Genomic DNA, 22,890 nt, shown 5'->3' on the forward strand with positions numbered 1-22,890 from the left:
AGCCTAGACGCCCGGCGCCGTCAGGCGCCAGACTCCGCTGGATTCTGGGTCCAGCGCATCTCGCACCCAGGGGATGGCTTCGGTCGCTGGCGCTCCCTCGAGCCAACGGGAAGCGGCACCGGATGCGGAGGCAAGCGCGACATCGGGAGGCAACTTCGTGCCGGAAGCGGCCTCCCGATCCGCCGTCGGCCTCCCGAACGGCGGCGCCGGGCGGGCTCAGGGCGCGACGCGCCAGCGCTCCGCGGGTGCCGAGCCGGCGGGGCCGCCCGCCGCTACGCCTCCAGCGTGTAGAAGGCGCGCGGCCCGGGCAGCGCCGCGCCGGCCAGCGCCCCGGCCACCTCGGCCGCGTTGCTGCGCACCATGCCGGCCGTGACGCGCACGAAGCCGGGACCGACGCCGGGCACCGAGGAGACACCGCCGATTGCGGCATCCGTGTGCACCGCCCCGCCGGCCAGGAAGGGCGAGCCGGGCGCGACGCGGATGCCGGCCGCCGCCAGCTGCACCAGCGCTGCACGCTCGTCGGCGACGGGCAGCCAGAGGTTGATGCCGTCCGGGAGCGTGGTCGAGGCCTCTCCGACGCCGGAGACCGCGTGCACGCCCACCTGGGCCAGCTCGGCGTTCAACGCCTTCTGCCGCGAGTAGTACTGTCGGCGTGCCTCCGTCACCTCGTCGAGCGCGGTGCCGTCGGTGAGCAGGTCGGCGAGGATGCGCTGCACCATGCGGGAGGTCCAGCCCGGGCCGAGCATGCGCCGGGACACGATGCGGTCGATCAGCGCGGCCGGCCCGCCGAGGGCGGCGATGCGCAGGTCGGGGCCGTGTGACTTGGAGAAGCTGCGCACGTGCAACACCTGGTCGGGGATCCAGCGGCCGAGGCTGACCGGGGCGGCCGTGCTGATCTGGCCGGAGTGGTCGTCCTCGACCACGATGAGCTGGGAGCCGTTGCGGGCCGAGCGGATCACCCGGGCCAGCTCCTGCGCCCGCTCCGCGGTCATCGAGGCGCCGGTGGGGTTCTGCGCCCGCGGCTGCAGCACGAGTGCGGACGGCCCCTGGCGCAGCGCCACGGCGAGCGAGCTCGGCAGGATGCCGTGCTCGTCGATGGCGACCGGCACGACGGAGGCACCGAGGGCGCTGACCAGGTCGAAGAAGGCGGGGAAGCCGGGGCTCTCCAGCACCACCCGGTCGCCGAAGCGCACCACCGACTCGAGGCTGCGCGAGACGGCGTCCTGGGCCCCGTCGACCACGGTCAGCGACTCGGCGCGGTACGGCCAGCTCTCGTCGAGCACCCGGCCGAGCTCCGGCACCACCGGCAGCTCGTGGTAGCTCGAGGTCTCCGCCCGCAGCGAGACACGGGACAGCGCCGGGCCGAGCGCGGGCAGCAGCAGCGGGTCGGGGGTGCCGTGGGAGAGGTCGAGGTGGGTGGCGTCCTGCGGCAGCTCGCCGCCGGCGACGAGGCCGAGCATGCGCGGCGGCAGCCAGGTCTGCGGATGCTGCCGCACGAAGCTGCCGGCCCGCCCGCGCGATTCGATCAGCCCGGCCTGGCTGAGCGCCTGCCAGGCGTGGCTCACCGTCGCGGGGCTGACGCCCAGCAGCGTGCCGAGCGCGCGCACCGTCGGCAGCCGGTCCCCGGGGCGAAGTTCCCCGCTCGTGATGCGTCTGGCGATGGCCGCGGCGATGCCGCGCGGGGTGGCATCGTCGATCTCGTTCCAGAACTCGTTCACAGAAACCCTTGCCTTTCTGGCTGGTTCGGCAACATGATGATTAACGCGTGTGTCACACACTGAAACAAAAGAGAAATGTTTACGCCGAACAATAACAGAATGAGCAAAGAAGCTCGGTTCGGCTCAACCGCTCGGCGTTGGTGACTCCCGTGAATTGCCAACGCCGGCACCCCGCGAAGTATTACGCATCGCGGCTCAAACCCAGTTTGAAATAGGCGCAAGTGGAGGCAAGATGACCGGCGACACCCCCAAAATCGTTCGAGCAGCACTCACCCAGACCACGTGGACCGGCGACAAGGAGTCCATGCTCGACAAGCACGAGCAGTTCGCGCGCACGGCCAAGGAGCAGGGCGCCCAGGTGATCTGCTTCCAGGAGCTGTTCTACGGCCCCTACTTCGGCATCACGGAGGACGCCAAGTACTACGACTACGCCGAGCCGGCAGACGGCCCGATCGTGCAGCGCTTCGCCGCCCTGGCGAAGGAACTCGGCATGGTGATGGTGCTGCCGATCTACGAGGAAGACCAGCCGGGCGTCTACTACAACACCGCCGTTGTGGTCGACTCCGACGGCACCATCCTCGGCCAGTACCGCAAGCACCACATCCCGCACCTCGACAAGTTCTGGGAGAAGTTCTACTTCCGCCCCGGCAACATGGGCTACCCCGTCTTCAACACCGCGGTCGGCCCGATCGGCGTCTACATCTGCTACGACCGGCACTTCCCGGAGGGGTGGCGCGAGCTCGCCCTCAACGGCGCGCAGATCGTGTTCAACCCGAACGCCACCAAGCCCGGCCTCTCCAACCGGCTCTGGGAGATCGAGCAGGCGGCCGCGGCCGCCGCCAACGGCATGTTCGTCGCGGCGTCCAACCGCGTCGGGCGCGAGGACAACGAGTACGGCGACCTCGCCGTCACCTTCTACGGCTCCAGCCAGGTGCTCGACCCGCGCGGCAACTGGGTCGGCGAGCTCGGTTCGTCCACCGACGAGGAGGTGCTCGTGCGCGACCTCGACATGAGCCTGGTGCGCCAGGTGCGCAACGACTGGCAGTTCTTCCGCGACCGCCGCCCCGAGTCCTACACGTCCATCCCGAAGCCGTAGCCGCCGAACAGGAAAGAGGAGCAGGAGAAGGGGAACAGACATGGCAACGACCCTCATCACCGGCGGCACCGTGGTCACCTCCACGGGCCGGGCGGATGCCGATGTGCTCATCGACGGCGAGAAGATCGTGGCGGTGCTGGCGCGCGGCAGCGTGCTGCTCGGCACCGACCTGACGGCCGGCGTCGACACCGTCATCGACGCCACCGGCAAGTACGTGATCCCGGGCGGCATCGATGCGCACACGCACATGTCGCTGCCGTTCGGCGGCACCGCGGCATCCGACAACTTCGAGACGGGCACCCGGGCGGCCGCCTGGGGCGGCACGACGACGATCATCGACTTCGCCGTGCAGACCCACGGCCAGAAGGTGCAGGACGGCCTGGCCACCTGGCACGGGATGGCCGCGGGGCAGTGCGCGATCGACTACGCGTTCCACCAGATCGTGGGCGACGTGAACCCGGAGTCGCTGCTCGCGCTCCGCGGGCTCCCGGACGAGGGCATCTCGAGCTACAAGATGTTCATGGCCTACCCCGGCGTCTTCTACAGCGACGACGCCCAGATCCTGCGCGCCATGCAGGTCGCCGCCGACACCGGGCTGATGACGATGATGCACGCCGAGAACGGCCCGGCCATCGACGTGCTCGTCGAGCAGCTGCTCGCCCAGGGCAAGACCGACCCGTACTACCACGGGGTGGCGCGCGCCTGGCAGATGGAGGAGGAGGCGACGCACCGGGCGATCATGCTCGCCAACCTCACCGGGGCGCCGCTGTACGTCGTGCACGTGAGCGCCAAGCAGGCCGTCGAGCAGCTCGCGGCGGCCCGCGACAACGGCCAGAACGTCTTCGGCGAGACCTGCCCGCAGTACCTCTACCTCTCGCTGGAGGACCAGCTCGGCGCCTCCAGCGACGAGTGGGGCAACTTCGAGGGCGCCAAGTGGGTGTGCTCGACGCCGCTGCGCTCCAAGGAGGAGGGCCACCAGCACCACATGTGGCAGAGCCTGCGCACGAACGACATCCAGATGGTCTCCACCGACCACTGCCCGTTCTGCATGAAGGGGCAGAAGGACCTGGGGCTCGGCAACTTCTCCAAGATCCCGAACGGCATCGGCTCGGTCGAGCACCGCATGGACCTGCTCTACCAGGGCGTCGTCGACGGGCAGATCACGCTGGAGCGCTGGGTGGAGATCACCAGCACCACCCCGGCGCGCATGTTCGGGCTGTACGGCAAGAAGGGCGTCATCCAGCCGGGTGCCGACGCAGACATCGTCGTCTACGACCCGAACGGCCACACCTCGATCGGCTACCCCGTCGACTCCGACGGCAACCCGACCGGGCGCAGCCACCACATGAACATGGACCACTCCGCCTGGGAGGGCTACGAGATCGACGGCCACGTCGACACCGTGCTCTCCCGCGGCAAGGTGGTCGTCACCGACCGGCAGTACGTCGGCCAGAAGGGCGATGGCCAGTTTGTGAGGCGCGGGCTCAGCCAGTACCTCATCTAGCAGCGGCAACGGGCGGATGCCGGAGGCTCCGGCATCCGCCCCTCACACAGACGTGAATCGGCACATTTCGTAAGGAACGGGAACCAGATGGATTTTGGAGCGGTACTGCAGACCAACCCACCCTCGGCGCGCACGGTGCAGCTGGCCAAGCTGGCAGAGGACCACGGCTTCAGCCATGTGTGGACCTTCGACTCGCACCTGCTCTGGCAGGAGCCCTACGTCATCTACAGCCAGATCCTGGCCGAGACGCGCAAGGTCATCGTCGGCCCCATGGTCACCAACCCGGCCACCCGGGACTGGACGGTCACCGCCTCGCTCTACGCCACGCTCAATGAGATGTACGGCAACCGCACCATCTGCGGCATCGGCCGCGGCGACTCCGCCGTGCGCGTCACCAACGGGGCGCCGACCACGCTGACCACGCTGCGCGAGTCGATCCACGTCATCCGCGAGCTGGCCAACTCCCGCTCGGTCGAGTACAACGGCGCCACCCTGCAGTTCCCGTGGAGCGTGGGATCCAAGCTCGACGTCTGGGTGGCCGCCTACGGCCCGCTCGCGCTCAAACTCACGGGGGAGGTCGGCGACGGCTTCATCCTGCAGCTGGCGGATGTCGACATCGCCGCGTGGATGATCAAGACCGTGCGCGCGGCGGCCGAGGCGGCCGGGCGCGACCCGATGTCGATCAAGTTCTGCGTCGCCGCCCCGATGTACATCGGCGACGACTGGGAGCACATGCGCGACCAATGCCGCTGGTTCGGCGGCATGGTCGGCAACCACGTCGCCGACATCGTCGCCAAGTACGGCGCGCATGGCGAGATCCCCGAAGCCCTCACCGACTACATCAAGGCGCGCGAGGGCTACGACTACAACGAGCACGGCCGATCGGGCAACACGCACGCCAGCTTCGTGCCGGACGACATCGTCGACCGCTTCTGCCTGCTGGGCACCGCCAAGGAGCACATCGAGAAGCTCGAGGCGCTCAAGGCGCTCGGCGTCGACCAGTTCGCCGGCTACCTGCAGCACGACAACAAGGAAGAGACGCTGCGGGTCTACGGGGAGACCGTGATCCCGGCCCTCAGCGATCACATCACGGCCAAGGCATGACGTTGACCACCTCGCCGCCCGCAGAGCTGACCGAGCCTGCCCAGACCCGCCGCACCGGCGGGGGCTCCGGCGCGCGCCGGAGCGGCGCCCCGCGCGGCGCCCGGGAACTGCAGGTGTGGGCATACGGCGCGCTCGGCCTGGCCGCGATCGTGATCGTCTGGGAGCTCTACAAGCTGCTCGCCCCCGCCGACGGCGTCGTGATCGGCGGGCTCCGGGTTCTGCCGCGCACCACCGACCTGGCCATGCCGCACATCTGGGACATGCTCGCCCGGCTGTTCGAGCCGGTCACCCGGGCCGAGGGGGCTGCGCCGCTCTGGGCCGCCGTCGGCGCCGGCGCGCTCGTCACGCTCGGCATCGCCGCGGTCGGCTGGCTGGTCGGCCTCGTCGTCGGCGTCGGGCTCGCACTGGTGATGCTGCGCTGGCGACTGGCCGAGTGGGGCCTGCTGCCCTGGATCATCCTCAGCCAGACCGTTCCGCTCATCGCCTTCGCGCCGATCGTGCGCAGCTGGGGCTCCAAGATCCAGATCGGCGGCTTCGAGTGGGCAGACTGGATGTCGGTCGCCCTCATCGCCAGCTACCTCGCCTTCTTCCCGATCGCGATCGGCGCGCTGCGCGGCCTGCAGTCGCCGGACGTGATCCACACGGAGCTGATGCGCAGCTACGGCATCGGCTGGTGGCGCACCCTCGTCAAGCTGCGCGTGCCGGCATCCGTGCCCTACCTGCTGCCGGCGCTGCGCCTCGGCGCGGCCAACGCCGTCATCGGCGCCGTCGTCGCCGAGGTGTCGACGGGCCTGCAGGGCGGCCTCGGCCGCATCCTCATCCAGTACGCCGGCCAGGCCAGCGGCGACCCGGCCAAGGCCTGGGGCCCGATCTTCGGCGCCATCGTGCTCGGCCTCGTCGTGGCGGGCTCGATCGCCCTGCTCGGCGTCTTCCTCAAGAACTACCGACGCGTGGAGGTCAACGCATGAACCAGGCTCAGCACGGCGCACCGTCTCAGACAACCGCCGACGCCGTCACCGTGACCGGCGTCGACAAGACCTTCGACACCCGGAGCGGACAGGTGCACGCGCTGCAGGGCATCAACCTCACCGTCAAGGCCGGCGAGTTCGTGTCGCTGATCGGGCCGAGCGGGTGCGGCAAGTCCACCCTCATGCGCATCATCGCCGATCTCGACCAGCCCACCGCGGGGAGCGTCGCCGTCTTCGGCAAGAGCGCGGGCCAGGCGCGCCTCGACCAGGACTACGGCATCGCCTTCCAGCAGGCCGGCCTGCTGCCCTGGCGCACGGTCGCCGCCAACGTCGGCCTGCCGCTCGAGCTGCACGGGGTCGGCAGCGCCGCCCGCGCGGCCCGGGTGGCCGAGCTGCTGAGCATGGTCGGGCTCACCGAGTTCGCCGACCGCTACCCGGACCAGCTCTCGGGCGGCATGCAGCAGCGCGTCGCCATCGCCCGTTCGCTGGCGGAGAGCCCGAGCCTGTTGCTCATGGACGAGCCGTTCGGCGCGCTCGACGAGATGACCAGGGAGCGGATGCAGACGGAGCTCGTGCGCATCTGCGCCGAGACCCAGGCCGCCGTCGTGTTCGTCACCCACTCCATCCCGGAGGCCGTCTACCTCTCCGACCGCGTGGTCGTCATGTCGGCCCGCCCCGGCCGGATCCAGGAGATCGTGCCGATGCGCCTGGACGGCGAGCGCACCGAGTCCCTCCGCGAGGACACCCGCTACTTCGAGATGATCACCGCGGTGCGCGAGGCGCTGCACGGCGGCAACCCGGGCGGCGGCATCGCCACGGGTGGCCTGGCCACCGGCGCCGTCGCGGCCTCCGCGCCCGTGCGCGGGGCGGAGACGCGCTGATGAGCACGGCTGCGGTATCGAGACGGGGCGCGGCCCCCGGCCGGAAGCCGATGAGCGCGCGCACCGAGTCGTGGCTGCGCATCATCGCGCCCGTCGCGGTCGGCGCGATCGTGCTCGGCGGCTGGCAGTTCCTGGTGACCGTGGTCGGCGTCAGCGAGTACCTGCTGCCGAGCCCGGCATCCATCGCCACCCAGTTCGTCGACTACCTGCCCTCGATCCTCTCCGCCATGTACATCACCGGCATGAACGCGCTGATCGGACTGCTCGTCGGCTCCATCCTCGGCATCGGCCTGGCGGCACTCGCCGCGAACTCGCGGCTGGTCGACGGCATGAGCGCGCCGATCGTCGCCTCGATCGCCGTCATCCCGATCGTGGCCCTGGCCCCGGTGCTGAACTCGATGTTCGGCGCGGACAGCCAGTTCAGCCGGCAGGCCATCGCGGCGCTGGCCACCTTCGTGCCCGTGTTCATCAACACGCTGCGCGGGTTCCGGCAGACCCGGGCCGTGCACCGCGACCTGATGCGGGTCTACGCGGCCAGCCCCGGCCAGGTGCTGCGCACCGTGACGCTGCCGACGGCGAAGCCGTTCATCTTCACCGGCATCCGGATCGCCTCCTCGCTGGCCGTGATCTCGGCCCTCGTCGCCGAGTACTTCGGCGGACCGCGCGGCGGCCTGGGCGGCCTCATCTCGACCTCGGCCGCGTCCAGCGCCTACGCCAGGGCGTGGGCCTACGTCGTCGCATCCATCGTGCTCGGCCTCCTCTTCTACGTCGCGACGCTCGCGCTCGAACGCCTCGCCAACCGGCGCGGGGGTGGTTCGTAGCCCACACACTCCCCGGGCCCGACGGGCCAGGGGCAGGCAACACCAGGCAACTCAACACAACGCACGGCAACACAACGCACGGCAACACAGGCACCACTGAGAGCAGGGAAAGGACTGAAATGAAACACAGCACACGTCGCCTCGCGACACTGGGCGCGCTCACACTGTCGGCAGCGCTCGTACTCTCCGCTTGTTCCGGTTCTGGCGACACCTCCGGAGGTTCGGGTGGCTCGACCGATGGCGCTGGCGGCGGCGACGCCACCACCGCGGTCAAGCTCCAGCTGCAGTGGCTGCCGCAGGGCCAGTTCGCCGGCTACTTCGCCGCCGCCGAGCAGGGCTACTTCGCCGATGAGGGCCTGGACGTCGAGATCATCCCGTCCGGCGGCGACATCGTGCCGCAGGACGCCCTCGCCAACGGCGACGTCGACTACGCGATCGCCTGGGTGCCGAAGGCGCTCGGCTCGGTCGAGGCCGGCGCCAACATCACCGACATCGCGCAGATCTTCCAGCGCTCCGGCACCCTGCAGGTGTCGTGGGCGGATTCCGGCATCGACTCGGTCGCCGACTTCGAGGGCAAGAAGATCGGCTCCTGGGGCTTCGGCAACGAGTGGGAGATCTTCGCGGCCATGGCCGAGGAGGGCCTGGACTCCTCCACCGTGCAGATCATCACGCAGGACTTCAACATGAACGCCTTCCTGCAGGGTGACATCGACGCCGCGCAGGCGATGACCTACAACGAGTACGCGCAGCTGCTCGAGGCCGTCAACCCCGAGACCGGCAAGCAGTACACGGATGCCGACTTCAACGTGATCAGCTACCAGGACACGGTCGGCGCCATGCTGCAGGACGCGATCTGGGCCGACACCGCCCGGCTCGAGAGCGACACCGCCTACCAGGACACCACGGTCAAATTCCTCAAGGCCGTCGTCAAGGGGTGGATCTACGCGGCGGAGAACCCGGAGGAGGCCTCGGCGATCACCATCGCGGCAGGGTCCAACTGGGGCCCCAGCCACGAGCTGTGGATGGTCAACGAGACCAACAAGCTGATCTGGCCGGCACCGGAGGGCATCGGCGTGATCGACGAGGCCGCCTGGGACGCCACCGTCAAGGGTGCCCTCTCGGCCGTCAACGAGACCGGGGCCTCCCCGATCACGAAGGAGCCGCCGGCATCCGCCTGGTCCAACGACTGGATCACCAAAGCACTCGACGAACTCAAAGCTGAGGGAGTCGATGTGACGGGCGAGAGTTTCACGCCCATCACCGTCACCCTCGCCGAGGGCGGCAACTAAAACCGGATCCGACAGGCCCAGCCACCGCCGGCTGGGCCTGTCGGAGCCATTCACTGCACCATCGAAAGGCAGCAACACATGCTCGAAACATCCAACCCCGATCTCGACGCCATCACGGCCGAGCTCGATCAGCGCCACGTCTTCCACTCGTGGTCGGCGCAGGCCGCTCTCGCGCCGTTCGTGATTGCAGGCGGCAGGGGGTCGCGGGTCTGGAACCATGAAGGGACCAGCTACCTCGACTTCTCGAGCCAGCTGGTGAATGTCAACATCGGGCACCAGCACCCCGCGGTCATCTCCGCCATCCAGGAGCAGGCCAGCCTGCTCGCCACCGTCGCCCCCGCGACCGCCAACCTGGCCCGCGGCGAGGCCGCCAAGCGCATCGCCGATCGTGCACCGGAGGGCTTCAACAGGGTCTTCTTCACCAACGGCGGGGCGGATGCCAACGAGAACGCGATCCGCATGGCACGCCAGTTCACCGGCCGCGACAAGGTGCTCAGCACCTACCGCTCGTACCACGGCAACACCGGCTCTGCCGTCGTCGCCACCGGCGACTGGCGCCGCATCCCCAACGAGTACGCCACCGGCCACGTGCACTTCTTCGGCCCCTACGCCTACCGCAGCGACTTCTGGTCGAGCACGCCGGAGCAGGAGGCGGAGCGTGCCCTGCGCCACCTCGAGCGGGTCATCCTGAGCGAGGGACCGTCGTCGATCGCGGCGATCCTGCTGGAGACCATCCCCGGCACGGCCGGCGTGCTGCTGCCGCCGCCCGGCTACCTGGCCGGCGTGCGCGAGCTCGCCACCCGCCACGGCATCCTGCTCATCCTCGACGAGGTCATGTGCGGCTTCGGCCGCACCGGCCGCTGGTTCGCCTTCGACGGCTACGACGTCGTCCCCGACCTGATCACCTTCGCCAAGGGCGTCAACTCCGGCTACGTCCCGGTCGGTGGCGTCGTCATCAGCGACCCGATCGCCGACTTCTTCAACGACCGGGTGTTCCCCGGCGGCCTCACCTACAGCGGCCACCCGCTAGCGATGGCCTCGATCGTCGCCGCCCTCGACACGATGGCCTCAGAGGGCATCGTCGAGAACGCGGCAGCCGTCGGTCGCGAGCACATCGGCCCCGGCCTGGCCGCCCTGGCCGAGAAGCACGACATCATCGGCGAGGTGCGCGGCGAGGGCGTCTTCTGGGCCGTCGAGCTCGTCGCCGACCGCGCCACCCGCGAGCCGGTCAGCGCCGCCGTGATGGGCCGCATCAAGAAGGAGCTCGTCGCGCGCGGCCTGCTGCCCTTCCTGGCCGAGAACCGCATCCACGTCGTGCCGCCGTGCGTCGTCACGCCGGACGAGGTCGCCGAGGCGATGGCCATCTACGACGAGGTGCTCTCCCTCGACCTGCTCGGCTAACGCCCCGCACCACAGATTTTCACCAGAAAAGAATAGGAACACCGCAATGTCCGAAATCCCCACCGTCCAGCACTGGGTCAATGGCGCACCCGCAGCCGGAACCTCCACGCGCACCGCACCCGTCTTCAACCCGGCCCGCGGCGTCGCAGAGAAGAACGTGCTGATGGCCAGCACCGCCGACGTCGACACCGTGGTCGCGGCAGCCAAGGCCGCCCTCCCGGCCTGGCGCGACATGTCGATCGCCAAGCGCCAGAACATCATGTTCAACTTCCGCGAGCTGCTGCACAAGCGCACCCCCGAGCTGGCCGCGATCCTCACCAACGAGCACGGCAAGGTGCTCTCGGATGCCGCAGGCGAGATCGCCCGCGGCCTCGAGGTCGTCGAGTACGCCTGCAGCATGCCGACCCTGATGAAGGGCGACTACTCCGAGAACGTCTCCACCGGCGTCGACGTGTACTCGCTCAAGCAGCCGGTCGGCGTCGTCGGCATCATCAGCCCGTTCAACTTCCCCGCGATGGTGCCGCTCTGGTTCTTCCCGCTGGCCATCGCCGCCGGCAACACGGTCGTGCTGAAGCCCTCGGAGAAGGACCCGTCCGCGGCCAACTTCATGGCGCAGATGCTCAAGGACGCCGGCCTGCCCGACGGCGTCTTCAACGTCGTGCACGGCGACAAGGAGGCCGTCGACGCCCTCCTCGTCAACCCGGATGTCGGCTCGATCTCCTTCGTCGGCTCGACCCCCATCGCCAAGTACATCTACGAGACGGCCAGCGCCCACGGCAAGCGCGTGCAGGCCCTCGGCGGCGCGAAGAACCACATGCTGGTGCTTCCGGATGCCGACCTCGACCTGGCCGCCGATGCCGCCGTCAACGCGGGCTTCGGCTCGGCCGGTGAGCGCTGCATGGCGATCAGCGTGATCCTCGCCGTCGACGCTGTCGCCGACGAGCTGATCGCCAAGATCAGCGAGCGCATGGCGACGCTGAAGACCGGTGACGGAACCCGCGGCTGCGACATGGGCCCGCTCATCACCGAGGTGCACCGCGACAAGGTGTCCGGCTACATCGACATCGCCGCGGCCGACGGCGCGACCGTCGTCGTGGACGGCCGCGGCATCGAGGTCGACGGCGACGCCGACGGCTTCTGGCTCGGCCCGACCCTGCTCGACCGGGTGCCGCTCAGCTCCGCCGCCTACACCGACGAGATCTTCGGCCCGGTGCTGTCGATCGTGCGCGTCGAGGGCTACGAACAGGGCCTCGACATCATCAACTCGAGCCAGTACGGCAACGGAACCGCCATCTTCACCAACGACGGTGGTGCAGCCCGGCGCTTCCAGAACGAGGTGACCGTCGGCATGATCGGCATCAACGTGCCGATCCCCGTGCCGGTGGCCTACCACTCCTTCGGCGGCTGGAAGAACTCGGCCTTCGGTGACGCGAAGGCGTACGGCCCGGCCGGCATCGCCTTCTTCACCCGCGAGAAGGCCGTCACCTCGCGCTGGCTCGACCCGAGCCACGGCGGCCTGAACCTGGGCTTCCCGCAGAACCACTAGGGAATCCTGCGTGAGGGGCTCCTCCGGCATCCGCCGGGGGAGCTCCTCTCTCGTTGGCGCGGTTGCCAGCCGGCGGGCAACCGCGAGTGCTCTCGACTTCGCCGCCGTGCACTGCCAGACTGGCTCGAAGACGGGTCGACCACGTGTCGGGGGATGCCGCAGCGTGGCGGCAACGGTGCGGGCGCCCCGGAGGGGGAGCCGCAATGACAGTCGACGACAACCGCACAGCCGCATCGGTGAAGGCGAAGGCGCCGCTCCCGGCGGCGCCGATTCTCCCCTTCCCGCCGAAACCAAGCGGCAGCGTCGCAGGCATCACCATGCAACAGTCGACGTACTCACCGCTGCCCCATCGGCAGTCGCTGCCCGACGATGCGCCGAACATTCTGATCGTCTTGATCGATGACGCCGGGCCCGGCCTTCCGTCGGCGTTCGGCGGCGAGGTGAACACGCCGACGCTGGAGCGCGTGCACGGCGCCGGCATCGGGTTCAACCGCTTCCACACCACCGCGATGTGCTCACCGACTCGGGCGTCGCTGCTCACCGGCCGCAACCACCACCGTGTCGGCGCAGGTCAGATCGCCGAGTTCGCCAATGACTGGGACGGCTACTCCGGTCTCATTCCCCGCGACGCTGCGACACTGCCGGAGATCCTGAAGCACTATGGCTACGCCACCAGCGCCTTCGGCAAGTGGCACAACACCCCGACCACCGAGACCTCGGCGGCCGGGCCATACGACAACTGGCCGACCGGCCTCGGATTCGAGTACTTCTACGGTTTCCTCGCCGGGGAGGCTTCGCAGTACGAGCCCAACCTCGTGCGCAACACCACGAGCGTTCTGCCGCCGAAGAGCGCGGAAGAGGGCTATCACCTCTCTGAGGACCTCGCCGATGACGCCATCTCGTGGCTGCGACGCCACAAGACGCTTCGTCAGGACTCGCCGTTCATGATGTATTGGGCCAGCGGGGCCATCCACGGCCCACACCACGTGCCGAAGGAGTGGGCGGACAAGTACGCAGGCAAGTTCGACGATGGCTGGGATGCCTATCGCGAACGCGTGCACACACGGGCGATCGAGAAGGGCTGGATTCCCGCGGACACCGTGCTGACCGAGCGCGACGAGGCGCTCGATGCGTGGGACGCCATCCCCGAGGACGAGAAGCCGTTCCAGCGCCGCCTGATGGAGGTGGCAGCAGGCTTCGCCGAGCACGTCGACCACCAGGTTGGGCGGCTGCTCGACGAGGTGGACGCCCTGGGCTTCGGCGACAACACGCTCGTGCTCTACATCTGGGGCGACAACGGTTCATCGGCCGAGGGACAGGGCGGCACCATCAGCGAGCTGCTGGCGCAGAACGGCATCCCGTCCACGGCGAGGCAGCACATCGATGTGCTCGACCAGCTCGGCGGGCTCGACGTGCTCGGCAGCCCCGCCACCGACAACATGTACCACGCAGCGTGGGCCTGGGCCGGCTCGACTCCCTACAAGGGAATGAAGCTGCTCGCCTCGCATCTGGGCGGAACGCGCAACCCGATGGCGATCAGCTGGCCGGCGCGCATCGCCCCCGATGACCGGGTGCGGAGCCAGTTCCACCACTGCAACGACGTGATGCCGACCATCCTCGAGATCGTCGGGATCACCGCGCCGCAGATCGTGAACGGCGTCACGCAGAAGGCCATCGACGGCACGAGCTTCGCCTATGCGATCGACGATCCGGATGCCGACGGTCAACTGCACACCCAGTACTTCGAGATCATGGGCAGCCGCTCGATCTACAACGACGGCTGGATGGCCAGCGCCCGCGGCCCGCGGCTGCCCTGGGTGCCGGGGCTGCCGCCGGGAATCCGGACGTGGACGCCGGAGGAAGACGTCTGGGAGCTCTACGACCTCGAGAACGACTGGTCGCAGTCGCGAGATGTGGCGAGTGAACACCCCGAGCGGCTCAAGCAGCTCCAAGACCTCTTCTTGGTGGAGTCGACGAAGAACGACGCGCTCCCCATCGGCGGCGGCCTCTGGGTGATGGTGCTGCACCCGGAAGACAGGCCGCAGCCGCATTACACGGAGTGGGAGATGTTTGACAGCACACTCCGCGTGCCGGAGAGCGCGGCGCCGACACTGGGCAACCGCTCCAACGTCGTGACCATTGAGGCGACGCTGCCCGAGCGCGCATCCGGAGTGCTCTACAAACTGGGCGGCGGTGCCGGCGGGCTGACGCTCTTCCTGGACGAGGGCGTCTTGCGCTTCGAGTACAACCTCTTCATGATGAACCGCACCAAGATCGCATCCGAGGTGGCGCTCCCCGCCGGCCCCGTGCGCATCACGGTGACGACGGTGCGGCACAGTGCTGCGCCAGACTCCGGCCTGGACATCGAGCTGCGCGTCGACGGCGAGGTCGTCGGTTTCGGCGTGGTGCCGTTGTTGGCCGGTATCGGCTTCACCGCCAACGATGGCCTCGACATCGGCCGGGCCCTGGGGTCGCCGGTGTCATTGGATTACCGTGATCGCGCCCCGTTCCCGTTCACCGGCAGCCTGGAACGCGTGCACATCGCCTACTCCTGACGCTGCGCGCGCCGCCTGCGCGCCGCACCCGTCATCCGACTCGAAGAATCGGCCGCCCTCGCTCGAGGGTGCGCCGATTCTTCGAGTCGGCACCCTCGTCGAGGCGTTGAGGTCAGGCGTGAGGCGTCAGGCGACCGTGATGACGACCTTGCCCGCCGGGTGGCCGTCGCGCCAGTGCCGGATGGCGGCGGGGGCCTCGGCCAGCGGGTAGGAGGAGTCGATCACGGGCGCGAGGCTGCCCGCCTCGATGAGCTCGGTCAGCGAGTGCAGCAGCCCGGCGTTCTCGGTGGCCGCCAGCATCCGCAGGTTCTGCCCGACGAACGGCGACTTCAGGCTCGCACCGACCGGGCGTCCCAAGCCGCCGAAGACCGGCGCATCGACCTCCGACCCCACGATCACGAGCGTGCCGTGCGGTGTGAGTGCCGTGCGCAGCTCGGCGACGGAGCGGTGCCCGGCGGTGTCGATGATCACGTCGAAGAGGCGGATGCCGGTCGTGAACGACTCGCGCGTGTAGTCGATCACGTGGTCGGCGCCGAGCGACCGCACGAGCTCGAGCTTGCCGGTGCTGGTCACGCCCGTCACGCTCGCGCCGAGTTCCTTCGCGATCTGGACGGCGAAGGCCCCGACGCCGCCGGCCGCCCCGATCACGAGCACACTCTGGCCGGCCTTCACCGCGCCGCTGTCGCGCACCGCCTGCAGCGCGGTCCCCGCCGAGATCGGCAGAACGGCCGCCTGCTCGAAGCTCAGCGAGGCCGGCTTGGGGGCGATGCGGTCGGCGCGGGCGCAGACGTACTCGGCGAAGGAGCCCTCGCAGTATCCGTAGACCTCATCGCCGACCGCGAACCCGGTGACCCGGTCGCCGAGCGCCGCGATGACACCGGCCACCTCGCGGCCCTTGACCCTCGTCTTCGGCCGGCGCAGGCCGAACCCCATCACGCGCGCCAGGTACGGGCGCCCCATCATCAGATGCCAGACGCCGGCGTCGACGCCGGCCGCCTCCACCCGGATCAGCACCTCGCCGGCGCCGGGGGTGGGGGTGTCGATGTCGCCGAGGCGCAGTGCCTCCACGTCGCCGTACTCGTCTTGAACTATTGCTCGCATGGTCTGGATCCCTTCTGTTGTGGGTCGGGTCCTGCTGCTTGGGGTCGGGCCCTACTGTTGCTGGGCCGGGTAGTGGAAGACCGCGTCGAGGGGGACCCCCAGCGCGTGAGCGATCTGGAACGCCATCTCCAGCGAGGGCGAGTAGCGGCCCTGCTCGATGGCGATCACGGTCTGCCGGGTCACGCCGATGCGCTCGGCGAGCTCGGCCTGGGTCATCTCGCCGCGCTCGAAGCGCAGCCGGCGGATGTCGTTGGTCACCCGGGTCGGCTTCACCACGACTGGAACCCCCGGCGGTAGGCGATGATCCTGACGGTGCAGCTGAGGATGGCGGAGATCACGAAGCACAGGTAGAGCACGTTCGCGATCCAGAAGTAGCCGAGCTCGAACATGGCCAGCAGCATCGCCGCGACGCCGCCGATCACGAGGAACGACTGGCCGATCCGCTCACTGAACTGGTAGATCTCGCGATCGCGCTGGTCTTTCTTCCCCTCGCCGCCCGGGGTGAACATGCCCCACACGATGCGCGCCAGGATCGACACGACGATGGCCCCGCCGATCGTCCACAACATCGCCGGCACGTAGTCGACCTCGCTCGGCTGGCCGCCGGCACCCAGGATGACGACGAGGTAGACCACGTATCCGCAGACGGCGACGACGCCCATGACCCAGGCGCTCTTCTCTTCGGATGACATCAGGACTCCCGCCTCCATGTAAAGAACTCTTGACGCCGAATGTATGCCAGAGCAGACACGGTGTCAAGAGTTCTTTACATAGTGCGGATGCTGGAACTAGCGAGAAAGCGTGATGCCGACGGTGGCGAGGGTACCGAACACCACACCCCAGATGGTGATTGCGATGATCTGCCAGAGGATGACGGAGTTCTTGGACGCGCCGAAGGAGACCATGGCGGCGGAGGTGAACTGGCTCGGCAGCACGACCGGGCCAACCAGGCTCACCCCGGCGACGCCGTACTTGTCGAACCAGGCGCGCACTTTTCTGCTGCGGGCCGAATCCTGCCGTGGCGCCTTGGAGTTGACCACGCCGGTGCGCACTCGATGCGCGGCGAACACGAAGATCAGCATGGCCAGAACGTTGCCGACGATCGCCGCCGCGATGGCGACGACGGGGTTGAGGCCGGCGAGCACGCCGATGACCGAGCCGAAGTAGGAGTCGACGAACGGGATGGCCGCGACGAGCATCACGCCCACCCACTGCAGCAGAGCGGGGAAGGAGGAGGTGAAGTCTTGCAGTGCGTCGATCATTCGTGGTGCCTTTCGTGGTGGCCGTGGCCGAGAGTGTGTGCTGAAGCGATAGCTCCATCCTGTCGGCGGCGCTGGAAGCGAAGTAGTGCCGCACTGTCACGGTGTTTATGGCACTTTCGCCCGCGAAAACATGACAAATGTCACTGCTCTACGCTGGGGAGGATGAGCAGCCCTGACACCCGCCCGGCCCGATGACGGCGACCCCCACCCCCGTGCGCAGCGTGCAGACGACGTGGTTGTTCACGCTGGGCTCGATGGTGTTCTTCACGGTGTTCCTGTACGCGTGCGTCGCGATGATCCTGCTGGCGGACTTTGCCGCGACCGGCGGCGCGCTCGACGCCGTGCTGCTTGTCCTGTGTCTGGCGGCGGCCGCCGTGAACGTGCGGTACTGCTGGTTCCTGCGGGTCGGGCGCGGGGGAGGGATGCCGCGGACCGCGTGGACGCTCGCCCTGCTGGCGCCAGCGGCATTCGTCTGGGTCATCGCCCTCTTCAGCTCGAACGCGGCCCTGCTCGGGGCGATCCCGCTGTGGATGGCGCTCTGCCTCATCGCCTGCCTCCTGCCCAAGCGCCCGCGCTGGCTGCTGCTCACCGGCGGCGTCGGGCTGATCGCGGTGCACCCGTTCCTCAGCGACGCGATCACCGGCAGCACCGTCGACTTCACCGACCGTTACTCGGCCTGGCTGCTGGCGGTGTACGTGGTCGCGCTGCCCGTCATGCTGCTCAGCAGCCTGTGGTGGTGGGAGATCGTCGTGATGCTGGACCGCAACCGGCACACCGCCGCCGAGCTGGCCGTCGCCAGGGAGCGGCTGCGCTTCGCCGCCGACCTGCACGACATCCAGGGCCACCACCTGCAGGTGATCGCCCTCAAGTCGGAGCTGGCCGAGCGGCTGCTGACCGTGGACGCCGAGGCCGCGCGCGTGCACGTGCACGAGACCCGCATGATCGCGAAGCAGGCGCTCGAGGAGACGCGTTCGCTGGTCGCCGGCTACCGCGAGGTCGCGCTCGACGACGAGCTGCAGAACGCGCGCGAGGTGCTCACGGCGGCCGGCGCCACGTGCACGCTCGACGTCGACCCGCTGCCGGCCGGCACCGACCTGCGCCGCGCCCTGGCGATGACGGTGCGCGAGGCGACGACGAACATCCTCCGGCACAGCGAGGCCGGCCGGGTCGGCATCCGCTTCCGGTCGACGGCCGAGGCGTACACGCTGGAGATCGGCAACGACGGCGTCGGCGCGGTGTCCAGCCCGGGCACCTCCGGCTCGGGCCTGGCCGGGCTGCGCGAGCGGCTGCTGCCGGTCGGCGGCGAGCTCGAGACCTCCTTCGACCCGGATGCCGGCCAGTTCACGCTGACGGTGTGCGTGCCGACCCGGGTGGGGGCCCGGGCATGAGCGCGCTCGGCGAGGTCGGGACCGGGACCGGCACCGGCACCGGCGCCGACACGGGCGCGGGCATCGCGCAGGCCGAGCGGCGCGTCATCCGCCTGCTCATCGCCGACGACGAGCACCTGATCCGCGGCGCCCTCGAGGCGCTGCTCGGGCTGGAGCCGGACATCGAGGTCGTGGCCAGCGCCGACAACGGCGTCACCGCCGCCGAGCTCGCGCTGCAGACCCGGCCGGACATCTGCCTTCTCGACCTCGAGATGCCGCACGCCGACGGCATCGAGGCGGCCGCGCGGATCCTCTCGACGGTGAGCACCCGGGTCATCATCGTGACCAGGCACGCCCGCCCCGGCGTGCTGCGGCGCGCGCTCGAGGCACGGGTCTCCGGGTTCGTGCCGAAGTCGACGCCGGCGGGCGAGCTGGCCGAGGTGATCCGGGATGTCGCAGCTGGCAAGCGCTACATCGACCACGAGATCGCCGCGGCGGCCCTCACCGCCGAGCGCTGCCCGCTCACCGACCGCGAGCTCGACGTGCTGCGGGTCAGCCGCACCGCCGTCGGCGTGCAGCAGATCGCCGAGCGCCTGCACCTGGCCCCCGGCACCGTGCGCAACTACCTGTCGGCGGCGATGACGAAGCTCGACGCGGCGTCCCGGCACGAGGCAGCCGAGAAGGCGTGGCAGCAGGGCTGGATCTAGGGCGGCCCCGCGCTCCCCGCCTGTTGGCTTCGGTCGCAAGCTCCCTCGAGCCACCGGGGGTCCTGCTGGTCGCGCCTGTCGAAGCCCCGCGGTTCAGTCGTGCAGGATCCGCTGGAACAGCACGTGGTCCTGCCAGTCGCCGGCGATCTTGAGGTAGCGCGGGGCGACCCCGATCCGCTCGAATCCGGCCCGCGCGAGCACCGCCTGCGACGCGGCGTTGTGCAGCAGCGTGCCGGCCTCCAGCCGGTGCAGCTGCAGCCGGTCCCTGGCCAGCTCGACGACGTGCTGCAGCATGGCCTGCGCGATGCCCCGGCCGGTGTACTCGCCGTCGACCCAGTAGCCGAGGCTGGCGCTCTGGAACGGCCCGCGGGCGATGCCGGAGAGGTTGATGCGCGCGAGAATCTCGGCGCCGTCGCTCAACACGAGCGGGAAGCCGGTGCCCGCGCCGTACTGGCCGAGCTGGCCGAGCACGACGGAGCGCTGCCCGGCCGGCGTGAAGTAGTCCTCGGAGCGCACCGGTTCCCACGGCGCGAGGTGCGCGCGGTTGCGCAGGTATGCGCGGGTCAGAGCCGCGCTGTCGTCGGCGCGCAGCAGGCGGAGGGCGGTTCCGTCGGGCAGGGCGCGGGGCAGATTCGCGGATGTCGGCACGCAACGATGCTATCCAGAACGATGCTATCCAGATGGCCGGGGCCGGGGGCAACGCGCGCGGCCTCCGCCAGCTCATAGGCTCGAGGCTGTGCCCACACCCTCGCCCGTCCTGATCGCCGTCGAGTCACCGTTCTCGGACGAAGCCCGCGCGATCTCCGCGCGCTACTTCGACGACCTGATCACCCGTTATCACGGCCGCCCCGCGACGGCCGCCGAGATCGCGGACGTCGACGCCTCGTACCCGGGGGAGCGCCTGCAGGAGCCGCACGGGCTGCTGCTGCTCGCCCGGCGCGGCCAGCGCGTGCTCGGGTGCGCCGGGATGCGGTTCGTCGCTGAGGGCGCCGTGCCCGGCGCCGAGGGCGCGGAGGCCGCCCCGCAGCGGGTGGGCGAGGTGACGCGGGTGTTCGTCGACGCGGCCGCGCGCGGGCTCGGGCTCGGCCGACTGCTGATGGGCGAGCTGGAGGTGCAGGCGCGGGCGCGCGGGCTCTCGGCGCTCCGCCTCGACACGCGATCGGATCTCGTCGAGGCGCGGCGGCTCTATGCCACCGTCGGCTACGCCGAGGTCGCCCCGCACAACGACGACCCCTATGCCGACCACTGGTTCCGCAAGCAGCTGGACGGCTGACCGGCTCGGCCCGGGGAAACCAAGCGGCCCCGACAAGCCGCTCGGCGGGGGAGCGGAGCAGCCTGTCGGGGCCTGGGGCGATCGGGCCGGCGCGCCCCGCGGGGGAGCGGGGCGGCCCGCCCGATCACCGGTTCGACAGGGCCACCGGCTGGGGGCCGCCGGCTCGGCCTGTCGAACGCGGGGGGAGCATTAGGGCGCGCTGCTGAGCGCGGCCGCCAACTCCGTGATCGAGACGCCGGCGAGGGCGGGGACGAAGAGCCCCTTCACGGCGTCCAGCTGGGTGTCCCAGCTGGTGCCGAGCAGCTCGGCGGGGTCGATGGCCCCCACGAGGGCACCGACCATGGCCGGCAGGCTGTCCGACTTGCGGCCGAAGGCCAGCGAGACGAGGAGCGCCTCGCTCAGGCGGCCCTCGCAGAGGCGCACGATCGAGAAGGCGAGCGGCAGGGTCTCCGGGGCGACGCCGCCGTGGCTGTACTCGCGCGAGTTGAGCGCCGCGGACAGCTCGGGGATGCTCGCGAATGCGCTGCTCGCGGCATCCGTGATCTCGCGGGCCCTGGCCACGTTCGCGCCGAGCCAGCTGGATGCCGGGATCTGCTCCTCGGCGAGCGCGAGCGCCGCCTCGAGCGGCGAGCCGTCGGCCAACTCGGCCATCGCGACCGCCATGGCCGCCGTGGCCCAGACGCCGTCCTCGGCGTGGGTGATCGAGGCGTAGTCGAGCGCGATCGCGGCCGCGCGCGCGGGGTCGCCCGCACAGTGCAGGCCGATGCTGACGCCGGCGGGGATTGCGCTGTCGGTGTAGAAGGCCGGGTTGTCGTTGCCCGTGATCGGCGGAACATAGCCGCGCTGGGTATTGATGATCGCCGAGCGCTCCGCGATGCCGCTCCACACGTCCTCGCCGAGCATGTGCTTCTGCCAGCCGGCGAAGAGCGCCTCGGCACCCTGCCCCGAGCCGGACGCCGCGCACTCGATCAAGACCTTCGCGGCGACCACGGCCGACTCGATGTCGTCGCTCGCGTTGAGCGTGGAGATGCCCATGCTGTGCGCGAAGGGGAGCATCGGGCGTGCGACGCGCTGCTGGTCGAGCTCGGCCGAGCCCCGCCAGAGCATTCCGCGCACCCAGGTGTCGCGAATGGACTGGTGGTAGTCGGAGGCGATTCCGAGGGAGTCCCCGGCGGCGAGGCCGAGCAGGGCCCCGTGTGCGCGCGTCGCGCGGCTCAACGAATCAGACACGGGCGGGCTCCTCAATTGTCGTGGCGCTCAACTCGACCAGGGCATCGGCGAGCTCGAGCAGGTTCGTTCCCGCGGTGGAGAGAATGCAGCGACCCATGACCTGGATCACCTGTGCGCTCCAGGCCTCGGGGATGGCCGAGTAGCCGATCATGGCCCCCGCCATCGCGCCGGTCATGGCCGCAATCGTGTCGGAGTCTCGACCGATGTTGACCGAGGACTCGATCACGGTGGCGAAGTCGCCCTTGCTGGCAGCGAAGAGCCCGAACGCGAGCGCGAGCGCCTCGGGCCCGGCATCCGCCCAGGGGTAATGCAGAAGCGAGATCTCCTCGTAGAGGATGCTCTCGGCCTCTTCGACGGATCCCGCGGCGCGGGCGAGGCCGAGCGCGCGAGTGACCAGGCGGTGGGACCACGAGTCGGTGGGCAGGGCGGCAACGCCGGCGGCCAGGACCGCCTCGAAGTCGTCGCTCACCATGGCGACCGCGACGGCGGCGGCGATCGCCTGACCGCAATAGATTCCGTCACGGGCATGGCTCACGGAGGCGTCGATGCCGGCCAGCCGCGCGGCCTCGACGGGGTCGCCGAGGGCGAAGATGCCGATCGGGGCGACGCGCATGGCCGCGCCATCGCTCCACTGCTCGTAGTTCTCCTGGCCGCTGCGGGGCGGCGTCACGCCCTTGATGAAGTTGCTGATCGCGACCATTTCGCTGAAGCCGGCGCCGAAGAAGCCGCCCTTCTGGTGTGAGACCGCGCCGACCCACTGCGCCATGACGCCCTCGGCGCTCAGCGCGGAGCCCTGCGCGAGCACGCCCTGGGCGCAGAGGACGGCGTACTCGGTGTCGTCGGTGCCCGCAGCGTCTCCGCTGAGGTAGCCGGTGACCCGGCCGAATTGCTCGCGGATCGCGGAAATCGTCATGCCCTCCGTCGGGGCACCCATGGCGTCGCCGATGGCGAGGCCGATGATTGCGCCGCGGGCGCGATCATGAATCGTAGTCACGTATCTTCCAAACCATTACGTTTTGCGGGATAAGTCATCACCATAGCGGCAAACATCGTTGCAACCTCGCGGA

The 22,890-nt window shown here is 69.7% G+C and carries 21 protein-coding genes; 13 read left to right on the top strand and 8 right to left on the bottom strand.

Going from position 1 to position 22,890, the window contains the following annotated elements:
• Positions 1-272: 272 nt before the first annotated feature.
• Positions 273-1,718: an aminotransferase-like domain-containing protein gene (locus tag BLT62_RS02935; protein WP_083362716.1), complete on the bottom strand. Its 1,446-nt coding sequence runs from the start codon at positions 1,716-1,718 to the stop codon at positions 273-275.
• 232 nt (positions 1,719-1,950) lie between these two features.
• Here BLT62_RS02935 and BLT62_RS02940 point away from each other — a divergent pair, with 232 nt between their 5' ends.
• The 10 genes from BLT62_RS02940 to BLT62_RS02985 all read left to right on the top strand — a co-directional run bounded on the left by BLT62_RS02940 (position 1,951) and on the right by BLT62_RS02985 (position 14,883).
• Complete coding sequence (locus tag BLT62_RS02940; RefSeq protein WP_083362717.1) at positions 1,951-2,814, top strand: nitrilase-related carbon-nitrogen hydrolase; 864 nt, start codon at positions 1,951-1,953, stop codon at positions 2,812-2,814.
• A 40-nt stretch (positions 2,815-2,854) separates the two neighbouring features.
• Complete coding sequence (gene hydA / locus BLT62_RS02945; protein ID WP_083362718.1) at positions 2,855-4,318, top strand: dihydropyrimidinase; 1,464 nt, start codon at positions 2,855-2,857, stop codon at positions 4,316-4,318.
• An 87-nt stretch (positions 4,319-4,405) separates the two neighbouring features.
• Positions 4,406-5,422, top strand: coding sequence for a TIGR03842 family LLM class F420-dependent oxidoreductase (locus tag BLT62_RS02950; RefSeq protein WP_083362719.1), 1,017 nt, complete (start codon positions 4,406-4,408; stop codon positions 5,420-5,422).
• Positions 5,419-6,390, top strand: a complete 972-nt coding sequence (locus tag BLT62_RS02955; protein ID WP_083362720.1) for an ABC transporter permease — start codon at positions 5,419-5,421, stop codon at positions 6,388-6,390. Before BLT62_RS02950 ends, BLT62_RS02955 begins: the two co-directional genes overlap by 4 nt.
• Positions 6,387-7,271 carry an ABC transporter ATP-binding protein gene (locus BLT62_RS02960; protein WP_083362721.1) on the top strand — a complete coding sequence of 295 codons (885 nt, stop codon included), beginning with the start codon at positions 6,387-6,389 and terminating at the stop codon, positions 7,269-7,271. Before BLT62_RS02955 ends, BLT62_RS02960 begins: the two co-directional genes overlap by 4 nt.
• Positions 7,272-7,321: 50 nt before the next feature.
• Positions 7,322-8,092 (top strand): ABC transporter permease, encoded by a 771-nt coding sequence (locus tag BLT62_RS02965; RefSeq protein WP_083362722.1) that lies wholly within the window; start codon positions 7,322-7,324, stop codon positions 8,090-8,092.
• Positions 8,093-8,211: 119 nt separating this feature from the next.
• Positions 8,212-9,381: an ABC transporter substrate-binding protein gene (locus BLT62_RS02970; RefSeq protein WP_083362723.1), complete on the top strand. Its 1,170-nt coding sequence runs from the start codon at positions 8,212-8,214 to the stop codon at positions 9,379-9,381.
• Positions 9,382-9,459: 78 nt separating this feature from the next.
• Positions 9,460-10,782 carry an aspartate aminotransferase family protein gene (locus BLT62_RS02975; protein ID WP_083362724.1) on the top strand — a complete coding sequence of 441 codons (1,323 nt, stop codon included), beginning with the start codon at positions 9,460-9,462 and terminating at the stop codon, positions 10,780-10,782.
• A gap of 46 nt (positions 10,783-10,828) precedes the next feature.
• Positions 10,829-12,328, top strand: a complete 1,500-nt coding sequence (locus BLT62_RS02980) for a CoA-acylating methylmalonate-semialdehyde dehydrogenase (protein WP_083362725.1) — start codon at positions 10,829-10,831, stop codon at positions 12,326-12,328.
• A 203-nt stretch (positions 12,329-12,531) separates the two neighbouring features.
• Positions 12,532-14,883 carry an arylsulfatase gene (locus tag BLT62_RS02985; RefSeq protein ID WP_083362726.1) on the top strand — a complete coding sequence of 784 codons (2,352 nt, stop codon included), beginning with the start codon at positions 12,532-12,534 and terminating at the stop codon, positions 14,881-14,883.
• Between the two features lie 126 nt (positions 14,884-15,009).
• Here BLT62_RS02985 and BLT62_RS02990 read toward each other — a convergent pair whose 3' ends face one another.
• From BLT62_RS02990 to BLT62_RS03005, 4 genes are all read right to left on the bottom strand, one after another.
• The gene (locus BLT62_RS02990) at positions 15,010-15,984 is read right to left on the bottom strand and encodes an NAD(P)-dependent alcohol dehydrogenase (protein WP_083362727.1); all 975 of its coding nucleotides are present in this window, start codon (positions 15,982-15,984) and stop codon (positions 15,010-15,012) included.
• A 51-nt stretch (positions 15,985-16,035) separates the two neighbouring features.
• Positions 16,036-16,260 (bottom strand): helix-turn-helix transcriptional regulator, encoded by a 225-nt coding sequence (locus tag BLT62_RS02995; RefSeq protein WP_083362728.1) that lies wholly within the window; start codon positions 16,258-16,260, stop codon positions 16,036-16,038.
• Entirely contained in the window at positions 16,254-16,676 is a 423-nt protein-coding gene (locus tag BLT62_RS03000; protein WP_083365273.1) for a hypothetical protein, read from the bottom strand. The genes BLT62_RS02995 and BLT62_RS03000 overlap by 7 nt, the downstream gene beginning before the upstream one ends.
• 96 nt (positions 16,677-16,772) lie before the next feature.
• Positions 16,773-17,246, bottom strand: coding sequence for a small multi-drug export protein (locus tag BLT62_RS03005; RefSeq protein ID WP_083362729.1), 474 nt, complete (start codon positions 17,244-17,246; stop codon positions 16,773-16,775).
• Between the two features lie 191 nt (positions 17,247-17,437).
• Between BLT62_RS03005 and BLT62_RS03010 the strand changes: the two genes are divergently transcribed.
• Entirely contained in the window at positions 17,438-18,634 is a 1,197-nt protein-coding gene (locus BLT62_RS03010; protein ID WP_083362730.1) for a sensor histidine kinase, read from the top strand.
• Complete coding sequence (locus BLT62_RS03015; RefSeq protein ID WP_083365274.1) at positions 18,631-19,320, top strand: response regulator transcription factor; 690 nt, start codon at positions 18,631-18,633, stop codon at positions 19,318-19,320. The genes BLT62_RS03010 and BLT62_RS03015 overlap by 4 nt, the downstream gene beginning before the upstream one ends.
• Before the next feature lie 93 nt (positions 19,321-19,413).
• Here BLT62_RS03015 and BLT62_RS03020 read toward each other — a convergent pair whose 3' ends face one another.
• Positions 19,414-19,968 carry a GNAT family N-acetyltransferase gene (locus tag BLT62_RS03020; protein WP_231919319.1) on the bottom strand — a complete coding sequence of 185 codons (555 nt, stop codon included), beginning with the start codon at positions 19,966-19,968 and terminating at the stop codon, positions 19,414-19,416.
• An 88-nt stretch (positions 19,969-20,056) separates the two neighbouring features.
• On the opposite strand from BLT62_RS03020, the gene BLT62_RS03025 reads away from it, so the two are divergent.
• The gene (locus BLT62_RS03025; protein WP_083362731.1) at positions 20,057-20,593 is read left to right on the top strand and encodes a GNAT family N-acetyltransferase; all 537 of its coding nucleotides are present in this window, start codon (positions 20,057-20,059) and stop codon (positions 20,591-20,593) included.
• Between the two features lie 189 nt (positions 20,594-20,782).
• Here the strand turns inward: BLT62_RS03025 and BLT62_RS03030 are convergent, their stop codons facing one another.
• Both BLT62_RS03030 and BLT62_RS03035 read right to left on the bottom strand, forming a co-directional pair.
• Positions 20,783-21,823, bottom strand: a complete 1,041-nt coding sequence (locus tag BLT62_RS03030) for an ADP-ribosylglycohydrolase family protein (RefSeq protein WP_172829617.1) — start codon at positions 21,821-21,823, stop codon at positions 20,783-20,785.
• Positions 21,816-22,817: an ADP-ribosylglycohydrolase family protein gene (locus tag BLT62_RS03035; RefSeq protein ID WP_231919320.1), complete on the bottom strand. Its 1,002-nt coding sequence runs from the start codon at positions 22,815-22,817 to the stop codon at positions 21,816-21,818. The genes BLT62_RS03030 and BLT62_RS03035 overlap by 8 nt, the downstream gene beginning before the upstream one ends.
• Positions 22,818-22,890: the final 73 nt, after the last annotated feature.

The sequence above is a fragment of the Microterricola viridarii genome, from assembly GCF_900104895.1.
Taxonomy (GTDB): Bacteria; Actinomycetota; Actinomycetes; order Actinomycetales; family Microbacteriaceae; genus Microterricola; species Microterricola viridarii.

Excerpts from the sequence above, each read along its gene's own strand:
- BLT62_RS03010 (WP_083362730.1), top strand. The coding sequence starts at position 17,438 with ATGACGGCGACCCCCACCCCCGTGCGCAGCGTGCAGACGACGTGGTTG.
- BLT62_RS02970 (WP_083362723.1), top strand. The coding sequence starts at position 8,212 with ATGAAACACAGCACACGTCGCCTCGCGACACTGGGCGCGCTCACACTG.
- BLT62_RS02950 (WP_083362719.1), top strand. The coding sequence starts at position 4,406 with ATGGATTTTGGAGCGGTACTGCAGACCAACCCACCCTCGGCGCGCACG.
- BLT62_RS02985 (WP_083362726.1), top strand. The coding sequence starts at position 12,532 with ATGACAGTCGACGACAACCGCACAGCCGCATCGGTGAAGGCGAAGGCG.
- BLT62_RS03015 (WP_083365274.1), top strand. The coding sequence starts at position 18,631 with ATGAGCGCGCTCGGCGAGGTCGGGACCGGGACCGGCACCGGCACCGGC.
- BLT62_RS02955 (WP_083362720.1), top strand. The coding sequence starts at position 5,419 with ATGACGTTGACCACCTCGCCGCCCGCAGAGCTGACCGAGCCTGCCCAG.
- BLT62_RS02990 (WP_083362727.1), bottom strand. The coding sequence starts at position 15,984 with ATGCGAGCAATAGTTCAAGACGAGTACGGCGACGTGGAGGCACTGCGC.
- BLT62_RS02975 (WP_083362724.1), top strand. The coding sequence starts at position 9,460 with ATGCTCGAAACATCCAACCCCGATCTCGACGCCATCACGGCCGAGCTC.
- BLT62_RS02960 (WP_083362721.1), top strand. The coding sequence starts at position 6,387 with ATGAACCAGGCTCAGCACGGCGCACCGTCTCAGACAACCGCCGACGCC.
- BLT62_RS02940 (WP_083362717.1), top strand. The coding sequence starts at position 1,951 with ATGACCGGCGACACCCCCAAAATCGTTCGAGCAGCACTCACCCAGACC.
- BLT62_RS03000 (WP_083365273.1), bottom strand. The coding sequence starts at position 16,676 with ATGTCATCCGAAGAGAAGAGCGCCTGGGTCATGGGCGTCGTCGCCGTC.
- BLT62_RS02980 (WP_083362725.1), top strand. The coding sequence starts at position 10,829 with ATGTCCGAAATCCCCACCGTCCAGCACTGGGTCAATGGCGCACCCGCA.
- hydA (WP_083362718.1), top strand. The coding sequence starts at position 2,855 with ATGGCAACGACCCTCATCACCGGCGGCACCGTGGTCACCTCCACGGGC.
- BLT62_RS02965 (WP_083362722.1), top strand. The coding sequence starts at position 7,322 with ATGAGCGCGCGCACCGAGTCGTGGCTGCGCATCATCGCGCCCGTCGCG.
- BLT62_RS03005 (WP_083362729.1), bottom strand. The coding sequence starts at position 17,246 with ATGATCGACGCACTGCAAGACTTCACCTCCTCCTTCCCCGCTCTGCTG.